Genomic DNA, 19815 nt, shown 5'->3' with positions numbered 1-19815 from the left:
CATTTCATTGAATGCCGGCGGGGATGAAGCTCAAGCCTGTGGCAGGCCCGCAGCCTGCCGGACACTTTCGGCGCGTTCGACGGCCATCACACCTGCCACGCCTTTCAACGCGCCCGCGACGCGATCCAGGTGTTTGACATCGCTGATGTCCACGGTGATGTCAATTTGCGCGCTGCCGTCGTTAAAAATCTCGGTGCGCGCCTCAGTAATGTTGGTTTTGATGTTGGCGATGGCATTGGTCAGCGCCGCCAGCATGCCCTGGCGGTCTTCGGTCGTGACCACCAGCTTCACCGCGTATTGTTCGGGTTTGCCGTTGACCTTGCCATCCGGCCCCGCCCAATCCACCTCGACGACGCGCTCGCGATTCACCATCAGGTTGGCCACATTTTTGCAACTCTGCCGATGCACTGCCACACCTTTGCCGAGCGTGATGTAACCGATGATCTCTTCGCCGCGAATCGGATTGCAGCAGCGCGCCCGGTACACCAGCACTTCGTCAATGCCTTTGATGACGATGCTGTCATCGCCCAGCCGCAAGGCTTTTCGCACGGCTTGCGTCACCTTGTCGCCGACCTGTTGCAAGCGCGTCTGTTTGCCCTGTTCGATCTTTTCCAACTCTTCGGGCGCGATGAAGCGCAACAGGATGGTACGCGGCAACAGCTTGCCATAACCGATGGCGGCGAACATGTCTTCGAGCTTGGCGATGCCTTGATCGCTCAAGACCTGATTGAGTTGATCACTTTCAATCACCGTGCGGGTCTTGAGCCGCAAGCGCTGGGCTTCTTTTTCAAACAGCTTGCGGCCCACTTCGATGGACTTCTCGCGCTGCTGCTCGGTCAGCCAGTGTTTGATCTTGCTCTTGGCGCGCGAGGTAGCAACGAAATTCAACCAGTCGCGGCTGGGTTTGTGACCGGGGGTCGTCAGAATTTCGACCACGTCGCCATTCTTGATTTCGTATTTCAGCGGCACAATGCGCCCGCCGACTTTGGCGCCGGTGCAGGTGTTGCCGACTTCGGTGTGAATGGCGAAGGCGAAATCAATGGGCGTGGCTTTGCGCGGCAACTGCACGACCTTGCCTTTGGGCGTGAAGGCGTAAACCTCTTTGGGGAAGAGATCGAGTTTGAAGGCCTGCATGAAATCCACCGCGCTGGTGGCTGTGTCCTGCTGCCATTCGACCAAGCGTCGCAGCCAGTTCATCATTTCGTCTTCGCTGTTGTCGGTGCCTTTGCCCTCTTTGTATTTCCAGTGCGCGGCGATGCCTTCTTCGGCAATGCGGTGCATCTCTTCAGTGCGGATTTGGACTTCAAAATGGTGGCCTTCTTCGCCAATGACCGAGGTATGCAGCGATTGGTAGCCGTTCTCACGCGGCACGGCAATGAAGTCTTTAATGCGGGCCTGAAAGGGTTTCCAGTACTGATGCATCACGCCCAGCGCGTAATAACAATCGCGCGGCTCTTTGGTGATGATGCGCACCGCCGCCAGGTCGTAAACCTTGTCGAGCGGGATTTTCTGCCGCTGCAATTTCAGATAAATGCTGTAAAGCCGTTTGACGCGCCCATCAATGCGCACGAAGGGCACGCCTTCTTGATCCAGCTTTTCGGCGATGCGGTTGCGCACCTCTTCCAGAAAGGCTTCGGTCGAAGCGCGCTGCTTTTCGACCGCTTCGCGCAAGCGGGTATACCCCTCCGGGTCGAGATACTGAAACGCCAAGTCTTCTAGTTCGACACGCAGTTTGCCCATGCCCAGCCGGTGCGCGATGGGCGCGTAAACATCCAGCGTTTCCTGGGCGATACGCTTGCGCTTTTCCGGCTTCAGGTATTGCAGCGTGCGCATGTTGTGGAGCCGGTCGGCCAGTTTGACCAGCACGACGCGGATGTCATCCACCATCGCCAGCACCATCTTGCGCAGGTTTTCGGCTTGGGCTTCTTCTTTGGATTTCTTGCCGAGGTTGCTGATCTTGGTGACGCCGTCCACCAAATGGGCGACATCTTTGCCGAAGTACTTCTCAATGTCCTGGAGCGTCGTCAGTGTGTCTTCGACGACATCGTGTAAAAGGCCGGTGCTGACCGTCACGACATCCATGCGCATTTCGGCCAGAATCTCGGCAACTGTCAGCGGGTGAATCAGATAGGGTTCGCCCGAGGCGCGCACCTGGTCTTTGTGTTCTTTGGCCGAAAAGATATACGCCCGGCGCAACAGATCAAGATCTGCGTCGGGATGGAACCGCTCGACTTTTCTGACGACATCTTCGATTCGAATCATGGGCGGGCGGATTATAGCATCGGGTCGTTAGCTCGTGTACAGCACTCTCCGGCGAACCTTTCGGCATGGGATGCCACATCAAATTGCCAGGCCAGGCAAAATTCCCGGATTTCACCCTCGCACCGTCTTCATGCGTAGGCGCTGAGTGCCACAATGTCCAAAACAGTCCTACTTAGCCATACTAATTCTTCTCAAAATGGTTCGCGCATCCGATTCTTGAATCAAACAATTATGGTTTCATAGTCCTGCGTCGCTAGGACGGCAGACGCAGTTAGTTTTGGGGGGGATTAACGGCTCGTTCGCAGGCGAGCGTCTTAACGAACGGGCCGTTAACGAAACCACCCAAACAGATTGAACTGGAACGGTGATCGGCGAGGTGGACAGGGACGGCCCGTTTACTCCACGAGCATTATGGTGAGGGTAACAATGGTGAACGGAAACAAGCTCTTCTTCAATAATTTCAAGCTGACACAACGCCGCAACCATTCCGTGCCAGCGAACTCCCATCGTACCCCGCTGAAAAAACATCTCGTGCGTGCCTGGTTTTGCGTGGAATTGATCGCCTTGGTCGCCGCAGTCCCAGTCATCGCGCAGAAAATGCTCGAACGCAAAGCCGCTACGCAAACGGATGAATCGTATTTGATCCGCAGCGGCGACAAGCTGAGCATCAAGTTTCCCTATCACACCGAATTGGATGAGCCTTCGTTGGTTGTCCGCCCGGATGGTTACATCACGCTGGCGACAATTGGCGAGGTGCGGGTGGGCGGCCAGACCGTGCCGCAAGTCAAACAGAGACTCGAAAAAGCGTATAGCGAAGTGCTGGTCAACCCGCTCATCTCAGTCAATCTGATCGAATTCCAAATGGCGCACGTCTTTGTCGGTGGTCAGGTGCAAAAAGCTGGTAGCTTTGAATTGCGCTCGGGGCAAACGCTGCTGCAAGCCGTCATGCTGGCGGGCGGCTTCACCAATGACGCCAATCGCCGCTTGGTGCTGCACGCGCGGCCCACGGGCGACGGCAAGTTGCGCGTCACGCAACACGATGCCCTGACGATGATTTCAGATACCAAGAAAGCTTATGACTTACAGTTGCAGGATGGCGATTACATCTTCGTGCCGGATTCAAAGCTCACGAAGATTGCCCGGGTGATGGATGCGTTCCGCTCGGTGCTTCCCGCCGCGAACCTGCTGTATTAAAGCGCATCCGATTGAAAGTTTGAATTGTCATGGCGTTCCCCGCGCTAACGGCCGTGCCGCTCGAAGGCCGCTGGTGCACACCCGATGACGACCCGCGAAAAAGGTGAGGCGCAGCAAGGCGAGACGTTGCGCCTCACCACCACGCTACCTTTTAGCAAAGACATTTTCGTTCGTTGGTACTGCTCCTAAACACTTGCGGGTGTGGCGCGCGGCAGTAGGTGTTTGGCGTTCAAAGTTGCATCCCTCTGTAGCCGCAACGGCGCAGAACGGTTTGAACGCTAAACACTCACTGTCCACGCCACCCCTGCCTTTTTACTCGCGCGCCAGCGTTAGACCAGGCGCATTGCGAGCGCAGCACCCAACGTTCATCCAGTTTAGCAACCGGCTTGGCTGCCCGCGAAGCGCGCGCCGAGGCTCGTCGCAATTTGCGTATTTGAAGCGAGAATCCAGATGAATGAACGGCCCCTGAACATGCCCATCACCATCACCGACATCGGGCGCATTTTGCTGGCGCGGCAAGTGTTGCTGTTCGCCATTTTCGCTGCCGTCGTCGGCGCGGGCACGCTCGTGACCTTACGGATGAAACCAAGCTATCAATCCACGATGAAGATTTTGATCACGCGCAACCGGCTCGACCCGCAGGTCAGTTCTTCAGACAAGACCAATGACATGATGCGCGGCGAATTGACCGAAGAGGATTTCAACTCCGAACTCGAAATCCTGCAAAGCCGCGCCGTGCTCGAAGCCACCGCGCAACAACTGGGCTGGGGCCAACCCGATGGTGAAGCCGCCCCGGCCAGCAGAATGGGCGAGTGGTATCGCTCTTTGCATAAACAAGCGCCCGCTTCCCAGTTCGAACAAGTAGTCACGCGCATGAGCGAAAGCCTGGAGGCCGTACCCATCAAGAAATCGCGCATCCTGCAAGTCAGTTATCAGGACGAAACGCCGGAACGCGCCGCCCAGGTGTTGCAGACGCTCTATCAAAAATATGCCGAGCATCATTTGCGCCTGAATCAGGATGAGAAAGCCGCCGCCGTCTTTCGCAACCAAAGCACCGAGTTCAATCAGAAATTAAACGAGGCCACCGAAGCGCTCAAACGCTTCGATCTGGCCAATGGGTTCGCTGGCAGCCCAGCTCAGCGGGAGTTGCTGCTGCAACAATTTTTTCAGTTGCAGCAGCAACTCAATGCAACACGCACCGAAAAGCTTGAAACCCAGCAACGCCTGACAACGCTAAAAGAGCAACTGACGGTCACGCCGGAACGGATCGAATCCGAAGTGCGCACCAAATACACCGGCGCGCGCGACCGCATCAAAGACGAAATCCTCGCGCTCGAAATGCAATCCACCCAATTGCGGCAGAAATACCAGCCCACGCATCGGCTGGTGAAAGATGTCGAAGAGCGCCTCGCCCAGGCCCGCACCTTGTTGGCCCGCGAAGAGCAAACGCCGCCCCAGGAAAAGGCGACGATGCCCAACGAAATCCATCGCCACCTGACCACCGACCTGCTGGGCGCGCAAAGCAATCTGGCCGCGCTCAACGAACGCGAGCAGCGTCTGGCCGCCTTGACCAAACAGTATCAGGCGCAAATCGCCACCTTTGATGTCAAAAGCCTGGAACGCACGGAACTGGAGCGCAATCGCACGATTCGGGAAGAGGCCTATTTGCTCTACAACAAAAAAGCGCAAGAGGCGGAAATCTCGAATGTGATGAATCAGGCCCAGATCGCCAACATCAGTCTGGCGCAACCGGCCACGCTCAATCACAAAGCGATCAGTCCGAAACCATTGCTGAATGTCGCCGTGCTGGCCGTCGTCGGCTTGCTGGCGGGCCTCGCCACGGTGCTTACGCTCGAACGCCACCGCTTCACGCGCCACGCACCCGTGAGCCAAGCCTTGGCGCCTGTCCCGCAAGGTCAACTCGCGCTGGCGCTCGCACGCTTGCAAAAACGCGAATGGCAGTTGCTGGCCGAAGCGCCCGCCCCGGCCCGGCATCGTTCAAACCACCTGCCGGCAGCCGTGGCGAACGTCAGATCGCTGACCTTCATGCGACACAAGCTGCAACGGCAACGCTCCGGCAAAACGAGCGCTTGAACGAAGGAGCATTCATCACGCAGCACCGCCCGGTTCTTTGACAGGGCCGCTGCGCAGACTGCCCGGTTGTCCGACAAGCTGCCAGCTTGTCGCGGGCGTGGCAGTCTACCCACTGGTGCGCGAGCCGAGACTTCGACAAGCTGGCAGCTTGTCGGACACTTTCGAGCATGAATAGCCCTGGATTCTTTGAGGAGACACTACCCGTGACGCAATTCAAATGGTCTTCACTCTCGGTTACCCAGAAGCTCTTCGATCTGGCCATTCTCACTGGCGCATTAGCGCTGACCACCTTGCTGGTCTGGCAGCAGCCGGTTGCGGCCCTGCCGGCGCAATTTGATCTGGGCGCGCTGACGGTGCTCATCCTGCTGTGGGCCGGTTGGAATGTATGCCTCTCTTCCCTGCCGCTGTATGGCAGCCGCCGTTTGACGCGCTGGCATCAAGACCTGCTGGATGTCATGCGCGCGGTCGGGTTGTGCGCGTTAACGCTCTCGGCGTTCTCACATCTGTTGCATTGGGAATGGCTGGATGGCGCATTGTTGGCCGTGTTCTGGCTGACGGCTTCGCTGGGATTGTTTTCCTTCCGGCTGCTCAAACGTTTCGTGCTGCGTGAGGTGCGGCTGCGCGAACGCAATCTGCATCACGTGCTGATCGTCGGCGCGGGGCCGCGCGGTCAACGCATGGCCGAAGTCATCAACCGGCATCCCGAACTCGGCTATCACCTGCTGGGTTTCATTGACGATCAAAAAGCGCCCGGCGTGATCGGCAAGCTCGATCAATTCGCCGCCATCCTGGCCGAACAGATTGTGGATGAAGTCATGCTCGCGCTGCCGGTCAAAAGCTATTACACCGAAATCCACGACATCATCGCGCTGGCCGAAGAGCAAGGCATCGTCGTGCGGGTGCACGCTGAATTGTTCAGCCCCAAGCTGGCGCGCGCGCGCGCTGAGCAACTGGACGACATCCCAGTGCTGACGCTGTTCACCGCGCCGCCGCCCGATTGGCGCGCCGTCTGTAAACGCGGGCTGGATGTGCTCGGCGCGGCAACGCTGCTCATTCTGACGTCGCCCATTTTGCTCTTGGTTGCGGCGCTCATCCGGCTGACTTCCAAAGGCCCGGCGCTGTTTGTGCAGGAACGGCTGGGCTTGAACAAACAACGCTTCCCGATGTTCAAATTTCGCACGATGGTCACCAACGCCGAGGCGCTGCAAAAGGAACTCGAACAGTTTAACGAAGCGGGCGGGCCGGTCTTCAAAATGCGCCGCGATCCGCGCATCACGCCGCTGGGCCACTTTCTGCGCAAGACCAGTCTCGACGAATTGCCGCAACTGCTCAACGTGCTGCGCGGCGAACTGTCGCTGGTCGGACCGCGTCCGTTGCCGGTGCGCGATTACGAACGCTTCGATGCCTATTGGTTCAACCGGCGCTTCAGCGTCAAACCGGGCATCACCTGCATCTGGCAGGTTTCCGGGCGCAGCAACACCAGCTTCGACCACTGGATCAAACAAGACCTCGAATATATAGACAACTGGTCGCTCTGGCTCGACGTGAAATTGCTGTTGCAAACGATCCCCGCCGTGTTGCGCGGCACGGGCGCGATGTGATCTCACGCTGTACAGCAGGCTGCCAGCCTGCTGTGGCTGGCTCAATAACGTAATCGAAGCGGCTGCGCTTTTCGGCAAGGCACCAGCAGGCTCACCAGCCTGCTGTACATGAACTAATGCAGGAATTTACCCAAAGATTTAACGGCAACCGCGCTAATCACTCTAGCGGGCCGACGGTGCGCTGGCTTGCGCCCCTGATGATGATTGCAACAGCGCTGTTTTTCGGAGCCGTGCTGGCATCTTTTGGCGGACTGCCGATCAAAACACTGGCGGGTGTGTTCATCACCGTTGGCGGCTTGTTGGGCGTGTTGGCGTGGGCGGCGGCAAGCTGGCCCATCGTGCCGATCTTGCGCGTCCTGCTGCTCGCCTGCTTGGCCTTTCGCCTGGAGATCAATCTTTTCCCGCTCTTCAAATACAACGAAGGGCTGCCCGGCTTGAACGTCTCGTTAATGCTGCTGACCAGCATCGCGTTGGTGTTGGCGCATGGGCTGGCGCGCTGGCGCGACCAACCGGCGGCAGCGGTCTTCCCCGTCTCGTTCAGTTTCAGCGCCTTTGCACTTTTGCTCTGGTGCGCGCTCGGCATCCTGGCCGGCACCGAAAAGCTGCTGGCGTTTTATGCCTGGTGGTCGCTGGCGTCGTGCTTGCTGTTCACCTTTGCGGTCGCCAACGAATTCGGCCAACGTGATCGTTTGCGCACGGTCGTGCTGGTCATCGCCCTGATCGTCGGCGTGAATGGCGTCATCGGCACACTGCAAGCCACGACCGGCGCGTTGACCGATTTGACCTGGCTCGGCGCGGCCAAAGAAGAAAACCGCCAGTCGTTCGGCGACGGCGAAATCGCGCGCGCCACCGGTTTGCAAGGCATGGCGAATTCGTTCGCCTGGTTTCTGGTCACGCTGCTGCCCACGCTGCTGGCCGTGCTGATTTTGCGCGTGCGCGCTTTCAGCCGGTGGGAACGGCGCGGTCTGGCGCTGGCGACCGCTGCTGGCTTGCTGGCCTTGCTGCTGACGTATGCGCGCGGCAGTTGGATTGCTTTTGCGCTGGCGTTCGCGCTGCTGCTGGCGCTCTCTTATCGCGTGTTGCCCACGGTTGAACGCCAACGCTTTGGCAAACAGATTGCGATGATGGTGCTGTTGGGTTGCACGCTGTGCCTGCCCTTCCTCGCCCCCATCGTCATCCGCTTGACCGAAGACGATAACGGCTCGGCCTATTCGCGCGTGCCGCTCTCGCAAGTCGCCCAGACCATGATCGAAGCCAATCCGCTGCTGGGCGTGGGGCTGTCGAATTACGAAGCCGAGATGCGCCGCTACGATCACACGCCCGACCGCATCACCGAAGATTTCCCCTGGCCCGTGCACAACATCTTTTTGCACACCGCCGCCGAAGCGGGCTTGCCCGGCTTGGCGTTCTTTCTGTTGCTGCTCGCACTGGCGCTGTATCAAGGCTGGCAAGTGCTGCGCAGCCAAGACCGTTTGGTGCAAGCCCTCGCCATCGGTTTGATCTGTGGCGTGCTGGCCTATCTGGTCACTGGATTGAAAGAGCTTGGTTCGCTGGGGACGCCACAATTCCGCGTCTGCTTTTTCTGCTGCGGATTGTTGCTGGCGCTGGGCCGTATTCACCGCCACGACATTTATGCGCACGCACAGGAGTTGAACTATTGAACGCGGCAATGCTGAAAACCGGGCCAGGTACTTCGATCTTGCGCAACACGCTGTGGATGGCGTGGTCGGGCGCGATCAACATCGCCAACAGCGTCGTGTTGTGGATGGCGCTGGCCCGCTGGCGCACCACCGCCGAAGTCGGCCAATTCGCCACGGTGATGAGCCTCTACACCATTTTCATCACCGTGTGCGGTTTGGGCCTGACGCCCTATCTGGCCAGTGAATTGGCGCGGCGGCCAGACCGGCGGCGCTTTTTATCCAGCGCGGCGTTGCTCATTTTTGCAGCGTCCATTGTTTGCACACTGGCGATGCTGGTGACCGGTCAGTTCACCAACCAAGCCGCGAGCGCTCAAACGGCAACGTTCATCCTGAGCAGTGCCATCATCCCCACCGGCATCGTGAGCATCGGCGAAGCGGTCTTCACGGCCTTCGGCCTGGCCCGCGTCATCGCGCTGGCGACGACGACCGAAAATCTGTTGCGCACGATCATCCCGCTTGCGCTGCTCTATCGCGGCCACAGTTTGCCGGTGATTTGCGCTTCTTTTGTTTTGGTGCGCGTGGCGGCTTGCATGGTGTACGGCCTGGCGGCCTGGCAACGCTTCGGCCTGCCCGCGTTACCCGAACAAGCTTTGATCCGCGAAATCGCCAAAGCCGCGCCGACTTTCGCGGGCGTCACGCTGCTGGCTTCGTTGCATTGGCAACTGGGCACCGTCTTGACGGCGCGCCTGGGCGGCGAGACGGCGGCGGCGGATTTTGCCGTGGCCGCGCGCTTTCTGGTGCCCGCGATGATTCTGCTGTGGAGCTACGTCAGCGTGATTCAGCCCACCGCCGCGCGCCTGGCGCAAGAATCCATGCCTAAGCTGGGCGAGTTTCTGGCGAGTTGTTTGCGCCTAGTTTTGGCGCTGGCCTTGCCGGTGGCCGTCGGCGGATTGACGCTGGGCATGCATTTGCTAGTGCTGCTATTCGGCGCGAATTATGCCGGCGCATCGCTGGCGCTGGGCTTTCTGGCGGCGAGCATCGTGCCGTTTGGCATCGTGATGATCGCCTCGCGCGGGCTGATCGCCACCCAGCGGCAACACCTTGATTTGCTCGCCAATCTGGTGGCAGTCGTCGTCAATTTGCTGGCGAACCTGCTGTTGATTCCGCGTTTTGGCGCGGCGGGCGCGGCTTGCGCACAATTCCTGTCGCTGACGGCGATGGCCGTGGTCGAAGTGCGCTGGGGCACGGTGCCGCTGTTTTCGTTGCGCGTCTGGGAAGCGTTTTGGCTTTGCCGCTGGCCGCTGGCTGTGATGCTGGATGTCATTTTGCTGAGTTACAACGCGGGCTTCGGTGTTTCGTTGGCACTGGGCGGCATCAGTTATCTACTCGGCTTGGCCTGGATTTGGCCGCAATTGAAGCCGAATCGCGGCGCGCTGACCGCTGCTCAACCAGTGCAACCCAAACCGCGTGTGTTGATGCTGGGCGCGCATCCCACCAAAACGCTGGGCGGCATCAGCACGCTCATCAGCGACATTCTCGGTTCGAGTCTCACGCGGGAATTCGAATTCAAACACGTCGTCTCGCAAATGGACGAGGGCGGCAAATTCGCCAAGCTGACGCTGATGCTCGGCGCGCTGCTGCGTTTCGGTTACATCCTGCTGCGCTGGCGTCCCGATGTTGTTTACGTGCATGTCGGCGGCAATGCCAGTTTGTATCGCAAAGGGGTGTTCATCACACTGGCGCGCTTGGCCGGATGGCGCGTGCTGGCGCATTTTCATGCGGGCAACTTCGCGCCTTATTTCAACCAGCAATCATGGTTTGGCAAGCAATGCATTCTGCGCGGCTTGGGGTTAAGCCGGAAATTCATCGCGGTGTCGCAAGAGATGGCCGGTTGGCTCAGCGAACTCTGGCCTGTAGCGGAAATCACCGTCATTCCGAATGGCGTGCGCACGGAACTCTTCGCACCGCCGGAAACGCATTTAGTTGTCCGGCAAGCTGCCAGCTTGTCGAAGTCTCCAGGCAAAACCGAATGGCTCAATGACGACGCTTCGACAAGCTGGCAGCTCGCCGGACAACCGTCCCCGCGTCTGCTTTTCATTGGCAAGATGGGCTTTCTGAAAGGCGAAGGGGATTTATTGCGCGCCTTGCAAATCGTCAAGGCGGAATACGGCTTGAGCTTCCGGCTGGACTTGCTCGGACAACTCAGCGGCGAGATCGGCGCGTTATGCCAGACGACCGGGCTGGCATCGCAAATAGATCAGTTGGGGCCGGTCGCGCTGACTGAGCGCATCGGCTATTTCCAACGCGCCGACATCTTCGTGTTGCCCACTTACGCCGAAGGCATGCCCATCGCCGTGATCGAAGCCCTGGCGGCGGGGCTGCCCTGCGTGACGACGCCGGTCGGCGGCATTCCGGAATTGATGCGCGACGGCCAAGAAGGTTTTCTGATCGAGCCGGGCGACATTCGCACATTGGCAGCGCGGCTGGCGCAACTGCTGCGCGAGGCTGAGTTGCGCCAGGCAATGGGCGCGCGCGCGTTGCAGACGGCAGCTCGCTTTGACTTGAAACACGTTTTGGCGCGGCTGGGCGACGAATTGCGGCAAGAGGCCGAAGCGACGGGGTTGTCGCTCGGCACAATGATCGAAAAGAGTTCAAATTGAAGGAGGTTTATCAACGATGCTGACCAAATTGCGGCAAATCAAAAACCGTTCGCTCAAATCTTCGACCGCGCCCCTGCTGTCGGGGCTGCTGTCGGGCCAGCGCTGGCTGGAAGGCGACCGGCATCGCGCCAATCAAGTAATGCTGCTGGGCTATCACCAGATCGCCGCCGACATCGCCCACGCCGAACGCGCGGCCATCCCCGGCATGGCGATTTCCACGCACACCTTCCGGCGGCAGATGGAATTCGTGCGCGAACGTTACGAGGTGCTTTCGCTAGCCGAAGCGGGCGCGGTCTTGCGCGGCGAAGCCGACACCGCACGTCCGGCGGTGGTGCTCACTTTCGACGATGGTTACCGCAGCGTTTACGACCAGGCTTGGCCGGTGCTGCGCGAATTGGGGCTGACCGCCACGGTCTTTCTCAACCCCGGTTACATCGGCGCCAATCAACTGCTGGATCACGATCTGCTGTACAGGTTCGCGCGGCAAGCCAAGTTGCTGGGATTGAGCTTGCGCGTGCCGCTGGTCAAAGCCGGCTTCAATTTGCGCGAAGTGGTCGAGATCACTGCCGAGGTAGACACGCAACAGCTTTGCGAACGGTTGATTTATCAGCCACTGGCGCGGCGGCAAGCCATCCTGCATCAATTGCGCTTGTTTTTGGGCGAACCGGAACCGGCGGAGCTAAGCGATTTCGGCTTGCTGGACTGGACACAAATCCGCGCACTCGCGGCGGGCGGCCTCAGCTTCGGCGCGCACACGGTCAATCACCCTGTGCTGACACTCGAAACGCCCGAAACCGTTGATTACGAAATCGCCGAAGCGCGGCACAGTCTGGAAACGCAACTGGGCATGCCGATCACGCATTTCGCCTATCCCAACGGCAGCTACAGCCCGGCGGTCAAAGCGGCGGTGCAACGGCTCGGCTTTGACCTCGCCGTGACCACCGAAAAGCGTATTAACCGGCGCGGCGGCGATCTGTTGGCGCTAGGGCGAACGTGTCTGTGCGAAGAATCCACCCGTGGCCTGACGGGCCACTATTCCGAAGCCGTCGCGCGTTTGCGGCTGGCGGTTTGAAATAAGCACCGCAGACAAATGCTGCGGTGCAAGCATTGTTCATTGTTTTCGCGTTGTTTAGAGCGGTTTCACTTCGGTATCGGGCAAAGCCGCGAAGTGGGATGGTACCGCGCGCGTGAGCAAGCGGAGCGCTACGCCGCTGCCCCATCGCGCTAGCCGTGACGCGCCGCTTGCTCACGCGCGCGGTACCGTCCCGGTGCTACGCGCGCTCCCGTACACGCAATTGAAACCTGATCTAAGCAACCGCGCTGACAAATGAACAATGAACAATCCTGCTCTTTCCTTGTAATCCCCCCCAACTTTCGAGGGATAACAATGGAAACACTGAAACGAATTGACGTACTGGGTTGCCCGTTCGATGCCGTCTCGTTTGATGAGACGGTCGCGCTGATGCGGCGCGCGGTGCTGGAAAATCAGCCGCTGCACATCGTCACCGGCAACATTGATTTTGTGATGAAGGCCAAACGCAATCCCGAGTTTGCGCGTGAGCTGTGGCAATCCGATCTGATCACCGCCGATGGCGTGCCGATTCTGTGGGCGGCATCGCTGTTAGACACACCCTTGCGCGGGCGCGTCAACGGCACCGATCTGGTTTGGAAATGCGCCGAGCTTTCAGCGGATTTGGGTTGCAGCGTCGCGCTGGTGGGCGCGGAACCGGGCGTGGCCGAACGCGCCGCCCGCCAGATGCGCGAACGTTTTCCGTCCGCCGCCGTCTACGCCATCCCGACGCCGTTTGAATTGGATGACCTGGCCCTGGCCGGAATGAACCGGCAAATCAAAACGGTCAACGCCAAGATCGTGCTGGCGGCCTTGGGCGCGCCCAAACAGGAGCGCTGGCTGAAACAGAACATGCGCGAATGCGGCGCGGTCGTCGGCATCGGCTGCGGTTCGGCGCTCGACATTATCGCGGGCGACAAACCGCGCGCACCGCAATGGATGCAGAACAACGGCCTGGAATGGTTCCATCGCATGCTGCAAGAGCCGCGCCGGTTGGGCAAACGCTATCTGGTCGAAGACAGCCCCTTCGTCGTGCACCTGCTCGCCGAAGTCGCGCGCCAACGGCTGCTGCGTTGAGCCATTTGTACAGCAGGCTGCGAGCCTGCTGAGGGATAAAGGCCAATAGCAGCCAACGACTCTTGTACGTCTGTGTTTGAGGCCGCGGCAGGCTCACCAGCCTGCCGTACCAGTTGAGGTTCTGAGGTGAAATTGTTTTCTATCGTCGTGATCGGAAAGAACGAAGAGGCCCATCTGGGCGATTGTTTGCGCTCCGTCCTGGTCGCCGCTGAGGAAATCGGCAATGCTGAAATCGTTTACGTAGATTCCGCTTCCACGGATCACTCGGTCGAGATTGCGCAAGCGCTCGGCGTGCGCGTGCTGGCCTTGCGCCCGGAATGGCAGCACACGCCGGCAGCGGGCCGGTACATCGGCTTTCATCACACCAGCGGTGAATTGCTGATGTTTGTGGATGGCGATTGCATCATCGAACGGCAATGGCTGAGCCGCGCGCTGGCCTTTTTTGCGGAACCGTCTGTCGCGGGCGTGGCGGGATACCTGAACGACCTCGACGCACAAGGCCGCGAAATCCCCTTCGTCGGGGAACGCGCCGCCGTCGTCAAACCGCTCACCACCCTGCGCGGCATTGCCGCCTATCGGCGCACGGCATTGGAAGAGGTCGGCCCATTCAATCCGCACTTGCGCTCTGAAGAGGAAGCCGAACTGGCGTTGCGCTTGCGCGGAGCGAATTGGCAGTTGCTGCACCTGCCTTTCCCGATGGGCAGCCATCGGCGCGGTCACTCTCAATTGCGCGGCATGTGGCGCAACCTGCGTTTGGGGCGTGTCAGCGGCGTGGGCCTGACGTGGCGTTACGCCTGCCAATACGGCTGTGGCTGGCAATTCTGCCGCGAACAACAACGCGCGACAGTGCTCTTTGGCTTGCTGACATTGTTGCTCAGTCCCGGCCTCGCGCTGTTGGCGTTGGGCCAGACAACTTACGCCTGGCCTTTTCTCGCGCTCTTGGCCCTCTGGATGCTGGCCGTGACGTTGAAAAAGCGCAGCCTCGCCGGGCCGGTCGAATATGTAGGCATACACGTGTTGATCGGCCTCGGACTGTTGTCGGGACTGTTCGTCCATCAACTCGCCGCGCCTGCTGCTTATCCACGCGATGTCATCGAACCGGGCCTTGACCGCGCGAGCAACACTGAAACGCTCGCAGCGCCGCCCGTTCAAAATGCAGCGCAACCCGAATTGCAAATCGCGTATTCGCGCCCGGTCGTGCTGCCCAATTAGATCAGTTTGCAATTGCGTTTATGGAAGCAGTTGGCGCCGGTGCAGTACCGCGCGCGTGAGCAAGCGGAGGTTTGGCGGTTCGGCCAATGGCACAAGCTTGACACCCGCTTGCTCATGCGCGCGGTACCGCACTGCGGGGTTTCCCGCACACTGAAGTGAAAAACAATCTAGCGATTCCGTCTTGCGGACACTCATTCAAACACGAGGACAATCACGTGCAACTCGCTGAACAAAACACCCTGCTGCTGCAACATCATCTCGACGACCAGGCAACTGTGCGAGCATCCACCGGGGAAAGCGAAACTGTGGCAGCCCTCACGCAAATGGCTCCGGCGTGGGAGGCCCTTTCCGCACAAGCCGGGCACGCGGCCAGCCCGATGCAAAGCCACGCCTGGGCGCGCGCGTGCGCGGCGGCTTTTAATACGGCCGACAAACTGCGCGTAATCGCAACGGGCGACAAAGCGGCGCCGTCAGCCATTGCGCCGCTGGTCGAACATGGCGGCTGGTTGAAGCATTTGGAAATGCTCGGCGTCGCTGAGCTTTATGAACCGACTGATTTGCTTTACGCGAATGCACCAGCGCTGGAAACACTGGCCGCGCAACTCGCGACGCTGGGCACGCCGCTGCGGTTAGGCCGTCTCCCCGCCGATTCGCCCACCATTCCCGCCTTGCAAAAAGCCTTTGCCGGACGTGCCTGGTTACATCTCGCTGAGGTAGCGCCAACACCGTCGCTGCCGCTGGACGCGAGTTGGTGCGAACCCGAACTGAAGTTCAATGCAGGCCGCCGTTCTGATTTCCGGCGCGCGCAACGGCACGCCGAGCAGTTTGGCGCGGTCAGTTACGAGATGCGCGCGCCCACGCCGGACGAATTGGAACCGCTGTTGGAAGAGGCATACACCGTCGAATGCGCGGGATGGAAAGGCGCCACGGGCACGGCGCTTTCGCGCGACACCACACGCGGCGCGTTTTACCGCCGCTACGCCATCGCGGCAGCCGAGCAAGGACATCTGCGCCTCTGCTTTATGCGCCTTGATGGGCGCGCCGTGGCGATGCAATTCGCTTTGGAATACAACCAGCGTTTCTGGCTGCTCAAGATTGGCTACGACGAAAAATACGCGCGCTGTTCGCCCGGCACTTTGCTGATGCTTTACAGCGTGCGCTATGCCGCCACGCGCGGCCTGCAATCTTATGAACTGCTCGGCTCCGCCGAACCCTGGACGAGTCAATGGACAAAGCTGGAACGCCCCTGCGTCGCCTTGCGCGCGTATCCCTTCAACCTCTCAGGCGCAGCCAAACTGGCCAGCGATGGCGCGCGCGTCCTGCTCAAACGACTGAAAGAAAAGTGGCAGGAGCGGTCACAACAGAAACCCGGAGGTGCGGCATGACAACTGCACTCGCAAGCAAACTGCATTCGTGCTGGCAAGCCTTCAACAAACGCGCCAGCCGCGCTTACGTGGCCGGAGACGAATTAGCCAGCGCCGTGCGGGTCTGTCATCAATTCGCCCGCGAAGGCGTCAGCAACACCATCGCCTATTGGAACAGCGACCACGACGCGCCCCGCTTTGTCGCCGACACCTATCTGAGCGCGCTATCCGTCTTGGCGGACGAGCGCTTGAACAGTTACCTCTCGATCAAAGCGCCCGCGCTGGGTCTCTCAAACGAACTGGTCATCGAATTGGCCGAACAAGGCCGCCGCCTCAATCTAGGTTTGCACTTCGATGCGTTGGGGCCGGAAGTTGCCGACCGTACTTTTGAGTTGATTGCGGCGGCGCGCCAACAAACGCCCAAAGTCGGTTGCACCCTGCCGGGCCGCTGGCAACGCAGCCTGACGGATGCCGAGCAGGCCATCCAGTTGGGCTTGCGCGTGCGCGTAGTCAAAGGCCAATGGGCCGACCCGCAACAGCCTGAACTCGATCCGCGCGCGGGTTTCATGGCCGTGATCGAACGGCTGGCCGGGCGTGCCCAACACGTCGCCGTTGCGACGCACGATCCGTTTCTGGCCTGCGAAGCGGTGCAATTGTTGCGCGCCTCAGGCACGCCCTGCGAAATCGAATTGCTTTACGGCTTGCCCCGCAAGGCGCTGCTGAAAGTGGCACGCGCGTTGAACGTGCCCGTGCGTTTGTATGTGCCTTACGGCGAAGCCTGGCTGCCCTATCGCTTGTCGCAAGTGCGCCGGAACCCGCGCGTTTTGTGGTGGGTGATGCGTGACGCGCTGCAAACCAGTTAGCGAGATTTTCAAAGAGCGGCTCAAACAGGAAATCGCATGAACAACTTATCCATCGAAGTCTTTGAAGATGCCAGCGCCTTTGCAACGCTCCGCCCGGAATGGCAGGAACTCTATCAGGCAGCAAACATGACGCCCTTTCTCTCGTGGGAATGGCTCTCAGCTTGGCAGCATTCATTGAACCATACGCGCACGCCTTACCTGCTGTGCGCACGTGCTGCGGGGAAACTGGTGGGCTTGCTGGCACTGGGCGTTGAAACACTGCCGCTGCTGGGCGTGTCGAACCAACTCCGCAAATTGTCGCTGCTGGGCGCGGGGTTTGGCGGAGCCGATTACCTGGACGTGCTGGTGCGGCCTGAACACGCGGCGGCAGTAACTGACGCCTTCCTGGCGCATCTCTCACAAGCCGGGCAATTCGATCTGCTGGAACTGGACGGGCTGGCGGCGGATTCGCCAACGCTAGTGAGCCTGACAAACTGTTTCGCCCAAGCGGGCAACATTCGCCAACGCATTGAGCCGCGTTACGACTGCCCGCAAATCGAATTGAAGGGCGATTGGCCGGCGCTGCTGAAACAGTGCAAGCGTGGCGACAATTTCAAACGGCGGCTGAAACAGGCGCGCAAATACGAGGGCTTTGCTTATCGCGCGCTCACGCGGCCAGACGAGGTTGACGCCGCGTTGGAACGCTTCCTTGTCTTGCACGAAGCGCGTTGGGCCGCGCAGGGCGGTTCCGATTTCAGCGGTCACGACGCCTTGCGCGCTTTCCATCAAGACCTGGCGCAACGGCTGGCTCAAACTAGGCTGCTGCGCTTTGAAGAATTGTGGCTCGCGGGCCAGTGCGTGGCTTCGATTTACGGGCTGGATGATGGCAAGCAGTTTTGTTACTACAACTCGGGTTACGACCAGGCTTGGCAACACGCCAGCCCGGGGCTAGTGCTGCTCGGTCTTTCCATCGAAGCCGCCTGTGCCCGCGGCCTGCAACGCTACGACTTTTTACGCGGCGACGAGAGCTATAAATTCGACTGGGCCAACACCAGCCGCGCGACGGTACACGTAACGCTCACACGCCGCAGCGCCGCCGCCACCTTTTTGCTCGCCCAGGAACAACTTTGGCAACGCTGCCGCGACTTTGCCAAGCAGGCGCTCCCAGCGCCCCTGGCCGCCACGTTACGCAAGCGCGTGCGCGTGGCCCGCCGCCAACAGAGCTTTGCTCCCAACCACATCTAAACCAAGGAAGTGTCATGACCAAAAAAATTACCCGCAAAGAATTCCTCAAAAGCTCCGCCGCTTCGTTGGTCGGGCTGTCACTCGCCAGTCAACGCGGCCACGCGGCCAGCGCGGTTGCCGACAATCCCATCACGCTGGAAAACAACAAACCCGGCACCACCGAGTGGGAGCTGGATGATTGGTCCGGGCACAATGTCATCGAAGGCTACGCCAGCAAGGACAGCGTCCCACGCGGCGGCAGCATTAGCTTTTACGTCAACACCACGGCCAGCAAGTACACCATCGAAATCTTCCGTCTGGGTTGGTACAACGGCGCGGGCGGACGGCGCATGACCAACGCCGTGACGCGCAACGGCGTGCGGCAGAACATCCCCACACCCACCGCCGGCACGGGCTTGGTCGAATGCCGCTGGACGAGTCCGTATACGCTGACCATCCCCAACACCAGCGACGCCACCAACTGGGCCAGCGGGATTTATGTCGCCAAACTAACGGCCAACACCGGCCCGCAACGCTACATCCCGTTTGTCGTACGCGATGACGCGCGGGTCGCGCCGTATTTGTTCCAATCCAGCGTCACGACGATGCAGGCCTACAACGGCTGGGGCGGCAAATCGCTCTATGATTTCAACAGCACTTTTGACCAGCGCGCTTACAAGGTTTCGTTCAACCGGCCCTACAGTGACGGCTGGGGCACGGGCGATCTGATCAACGACTGGTCGGGCTGGGAATTGAACATGCTGCGCTTTCTCGAACGCGAAGGTTTCGACGTGGCCTATTGCACCAACATTGACACGCACGCGCGCGCGAACCAACTCAGCAATTGCAAAGCCTTTCTCTCGGTCGGCCACGATGAATACTGGTCGTGGCAAATGCGCGACCGCCTGGAAGCGGGACGCAATGGCGGCAAGCACCTGGGCTTTTTCACGTCAAACGCGGCGTATTGGCAAATCCGCTTGGAGAACGGCTACAACGGCGCGGCCAATCGCACGCAGGTTTGTTACAAGGGCGCGTATGCGCAAGACCCCTTTTACAACGACGCCACGAAGCGCAAATACACCACGACCACCTGGCGCGACCCTATCGTCAATCGCGCCGAAGAGGCGCTGTTGGGTTTGCAATACGCTTACTATCCAGTGGACGCCGACATCGTCATCAGCAATGCCAACCATTGGGTCTTTGCCAATACGGGGCTGCGCAACGGCGACACGCTGCCTGGTTTATGCGGCTACGAAGCGGATCGCATTTACAACATCCCCGGCGTCAGCCCGGCCAATGTGATTCAATTGGCGCATTCGCCGTTGGTGGACGAGAACGGCCCCGGCGCTTCGGATATGGCGCTTTATCAGCACAGCAGCGGCGCGAATGTTTTCGCCACCGGCAGCATGCAATGGTCGTGGGGGCTGGACGATTATTTTGCGTGGTGGTCACATCCCTATCGCGTGAATGAGGCCGCACAACAAATCACGCGCAATGTGCTGGCGCGGTTTGCGCAGTAGCGCGAGATTTTAGCCGCAGAAAGACGCGGATCAAGCCAATGGTGATCCGCGTTTTT

Annotated in this window: 13 protein-coding genes; 12 read left to right on the top strand and 1 reads right to left on the bottom strand. The window is 59.8% G+C overall.

The window, feature by feature from the left end:
- Window positions 1-30: 30 nt before the first annotated feature.
- Window positions 31-2262 (bottom strand): bifunctional (p)ppGpp synthetase/guanosine-3',5'-bis(diphosphate) 3'-pyrophosphohydrolase, encoded by a 2232-nt coding sequence (locus HY011_06555; GenBank protein MBI3422583.1) that lies wholly within the window; start codon window positions 2260-2262, stop codon window positions 31-33.
- Window positions 2263-2688: 426 nt separating this feature from the next.
- On the opposite strand from HY011_06555, the gene HY011_06550 reads away from it, so the two are divergent.
- From HY011_06550 to HY011_06495, 12 genes are all read left to right on the top strand, one after another.
- Complete coding sequence (locus HY011_06550) at window positions 2689-3456, top strand: polysaccharide export protein (GenBank protein ID MBI3422582.1); 768 nt, start codon at window positions 2689-2691, stop codon at window positions 3454-3456.
- A 450-nt stretch (window positions 3457-3906) separates the two neighbouring features.
- Window positions 3907-5550, top strand: coding sequence for a hypothetical protein (locus HY011_06545; GenBank protein ID MBI3422581.1), 1644 nt, complete (start codon window positions 3907-3909; stop codon window positions 5548-5550).
- A 203-nt stretch (window positions 5551-5753) separates the two neighbouring features.
- Complete coding sequence (locus HY011_06540) at window positions 5754-7151, top strand: sugar transferase (protein MBI3422580.1); 1398 nt, start codon at window positions 5754-5756, stop codon at window positions 7149-7151.
- Window positions 7152-7348: 197 nt separating this feature from the next.
- Window positions 7349-8812, top strand: coding sequence for an O-antigen ligase family protein (locus tag HY011_06535; GenBank protein ID MBI3422579.1), 1464 nt, complete (start codon window positions 7349-7351; stop codon window positions 8810-8812).
- Window positions 8809-11451, top strand: coding sequence for a glycosyltransferase (locus HY011_06530; protein ID MBI3422578.1), 2643 nt, complete (start codon window positions 8809-8811; stop codon window positions 11449-11451). The genes HY011_06535 and HY011_06530 overlap by 4 nt, the downstream gene beginning before the upstream one ends.
- 16 nt (window positions 11452-11467) lie before the next feature.
- The gene (locus HY011_06525; GenBank protein ID MBI3422577.1) at window positions 11468-12523 is read left to right on the top strand and encodes a polysaccharide deacetylase family protein; all 1056 of its coding nucleotides are present in this window, start codon (window positions 11468-11470) and stop codon (window positions 12521-12523) included.
- Between the two features lie 315 nt (window positions 12524-12838).
- Window positions 12839-13597, top strand: a complete 759-nt coding sequence (locus HY011_06520) for a WecB/TagA/CpsF family glycosyltransferase (GenBank protein MBI3422576.1) — start codon at window positions 12839-12841, stop codon at window positions 13595-13597.
- Between the two features lie 126 nt (window positions 13598-13723).
- Complete coding sequence (locus tag HY011_06515; GenBank protein ID MBI3422575.1) at window positions 13724-14809, top strand: glycosyltransferase; 1086 nt, start codon at window positions 13724-13726, stop codon at window positions 14807-14809.
- Window positions 14810-14964: 155 nt separating this feature from the next.
- Window positions 14965-16194 (top strand): GNAT family N-acetyltransferase, encoded by a 1230-nt coding sequence (locus HY011_06510; protein MBI3422574.1) that lies wholly within the window; start codon window positions 14965-14967, stop codon window positions 16192-16194.
- Entirely contained in the window at window positions 16191-17036 is an 846-nt protein-coding gene (locus HY011_06505; GenBank protein ID MBI3422573.1) for a proline dehydrogenase, read from the top strand. Before HY011_06510 ends, HY011_06505 begins: the two co-directional genes overlap by 4 nt.
- Before the next feature lie 36 nt (window positions 17037-17072).
- Window positions 17073-18260 carry a GNAT family N-acetyltransferase gene (locus HY011_06500; GenBank protein MBI3422572.1) on the top strand — a complete coding sequence of 396 codons (1188 nt, stop codon included), beginning with the start codon at window positions 17073-17075 and terminating at the stop codon, window positions 18258-18260.
- A gap of 14 nt (window positions 18261-18274) precedes the next feature.
- On the top strand, window positions 18275-19759 hold the full coding sequence (locus HY011_06495) for a hypothetical protein (protein ID MBI3422571.1): 1485 nt from the start codon (window positions 18275-18277) through the stop codon (window positions 19757-19759).
- Window positions 19760-19815 lie beyond the last annotated feature (56 nt).

This window comes from Acidobacteriota bacterium, from assembly GCA_016196035.1.
GTDB lineage: Bacteria > Acidobacteriota > Blastocatellia > RBC074 > RBC074 > JACPYM01.
The sequence above is the reverse complement of the archived record's forward strand: the minus strand, read 5'-3'. Positions and strand labels throughout refer to the sequence as shown.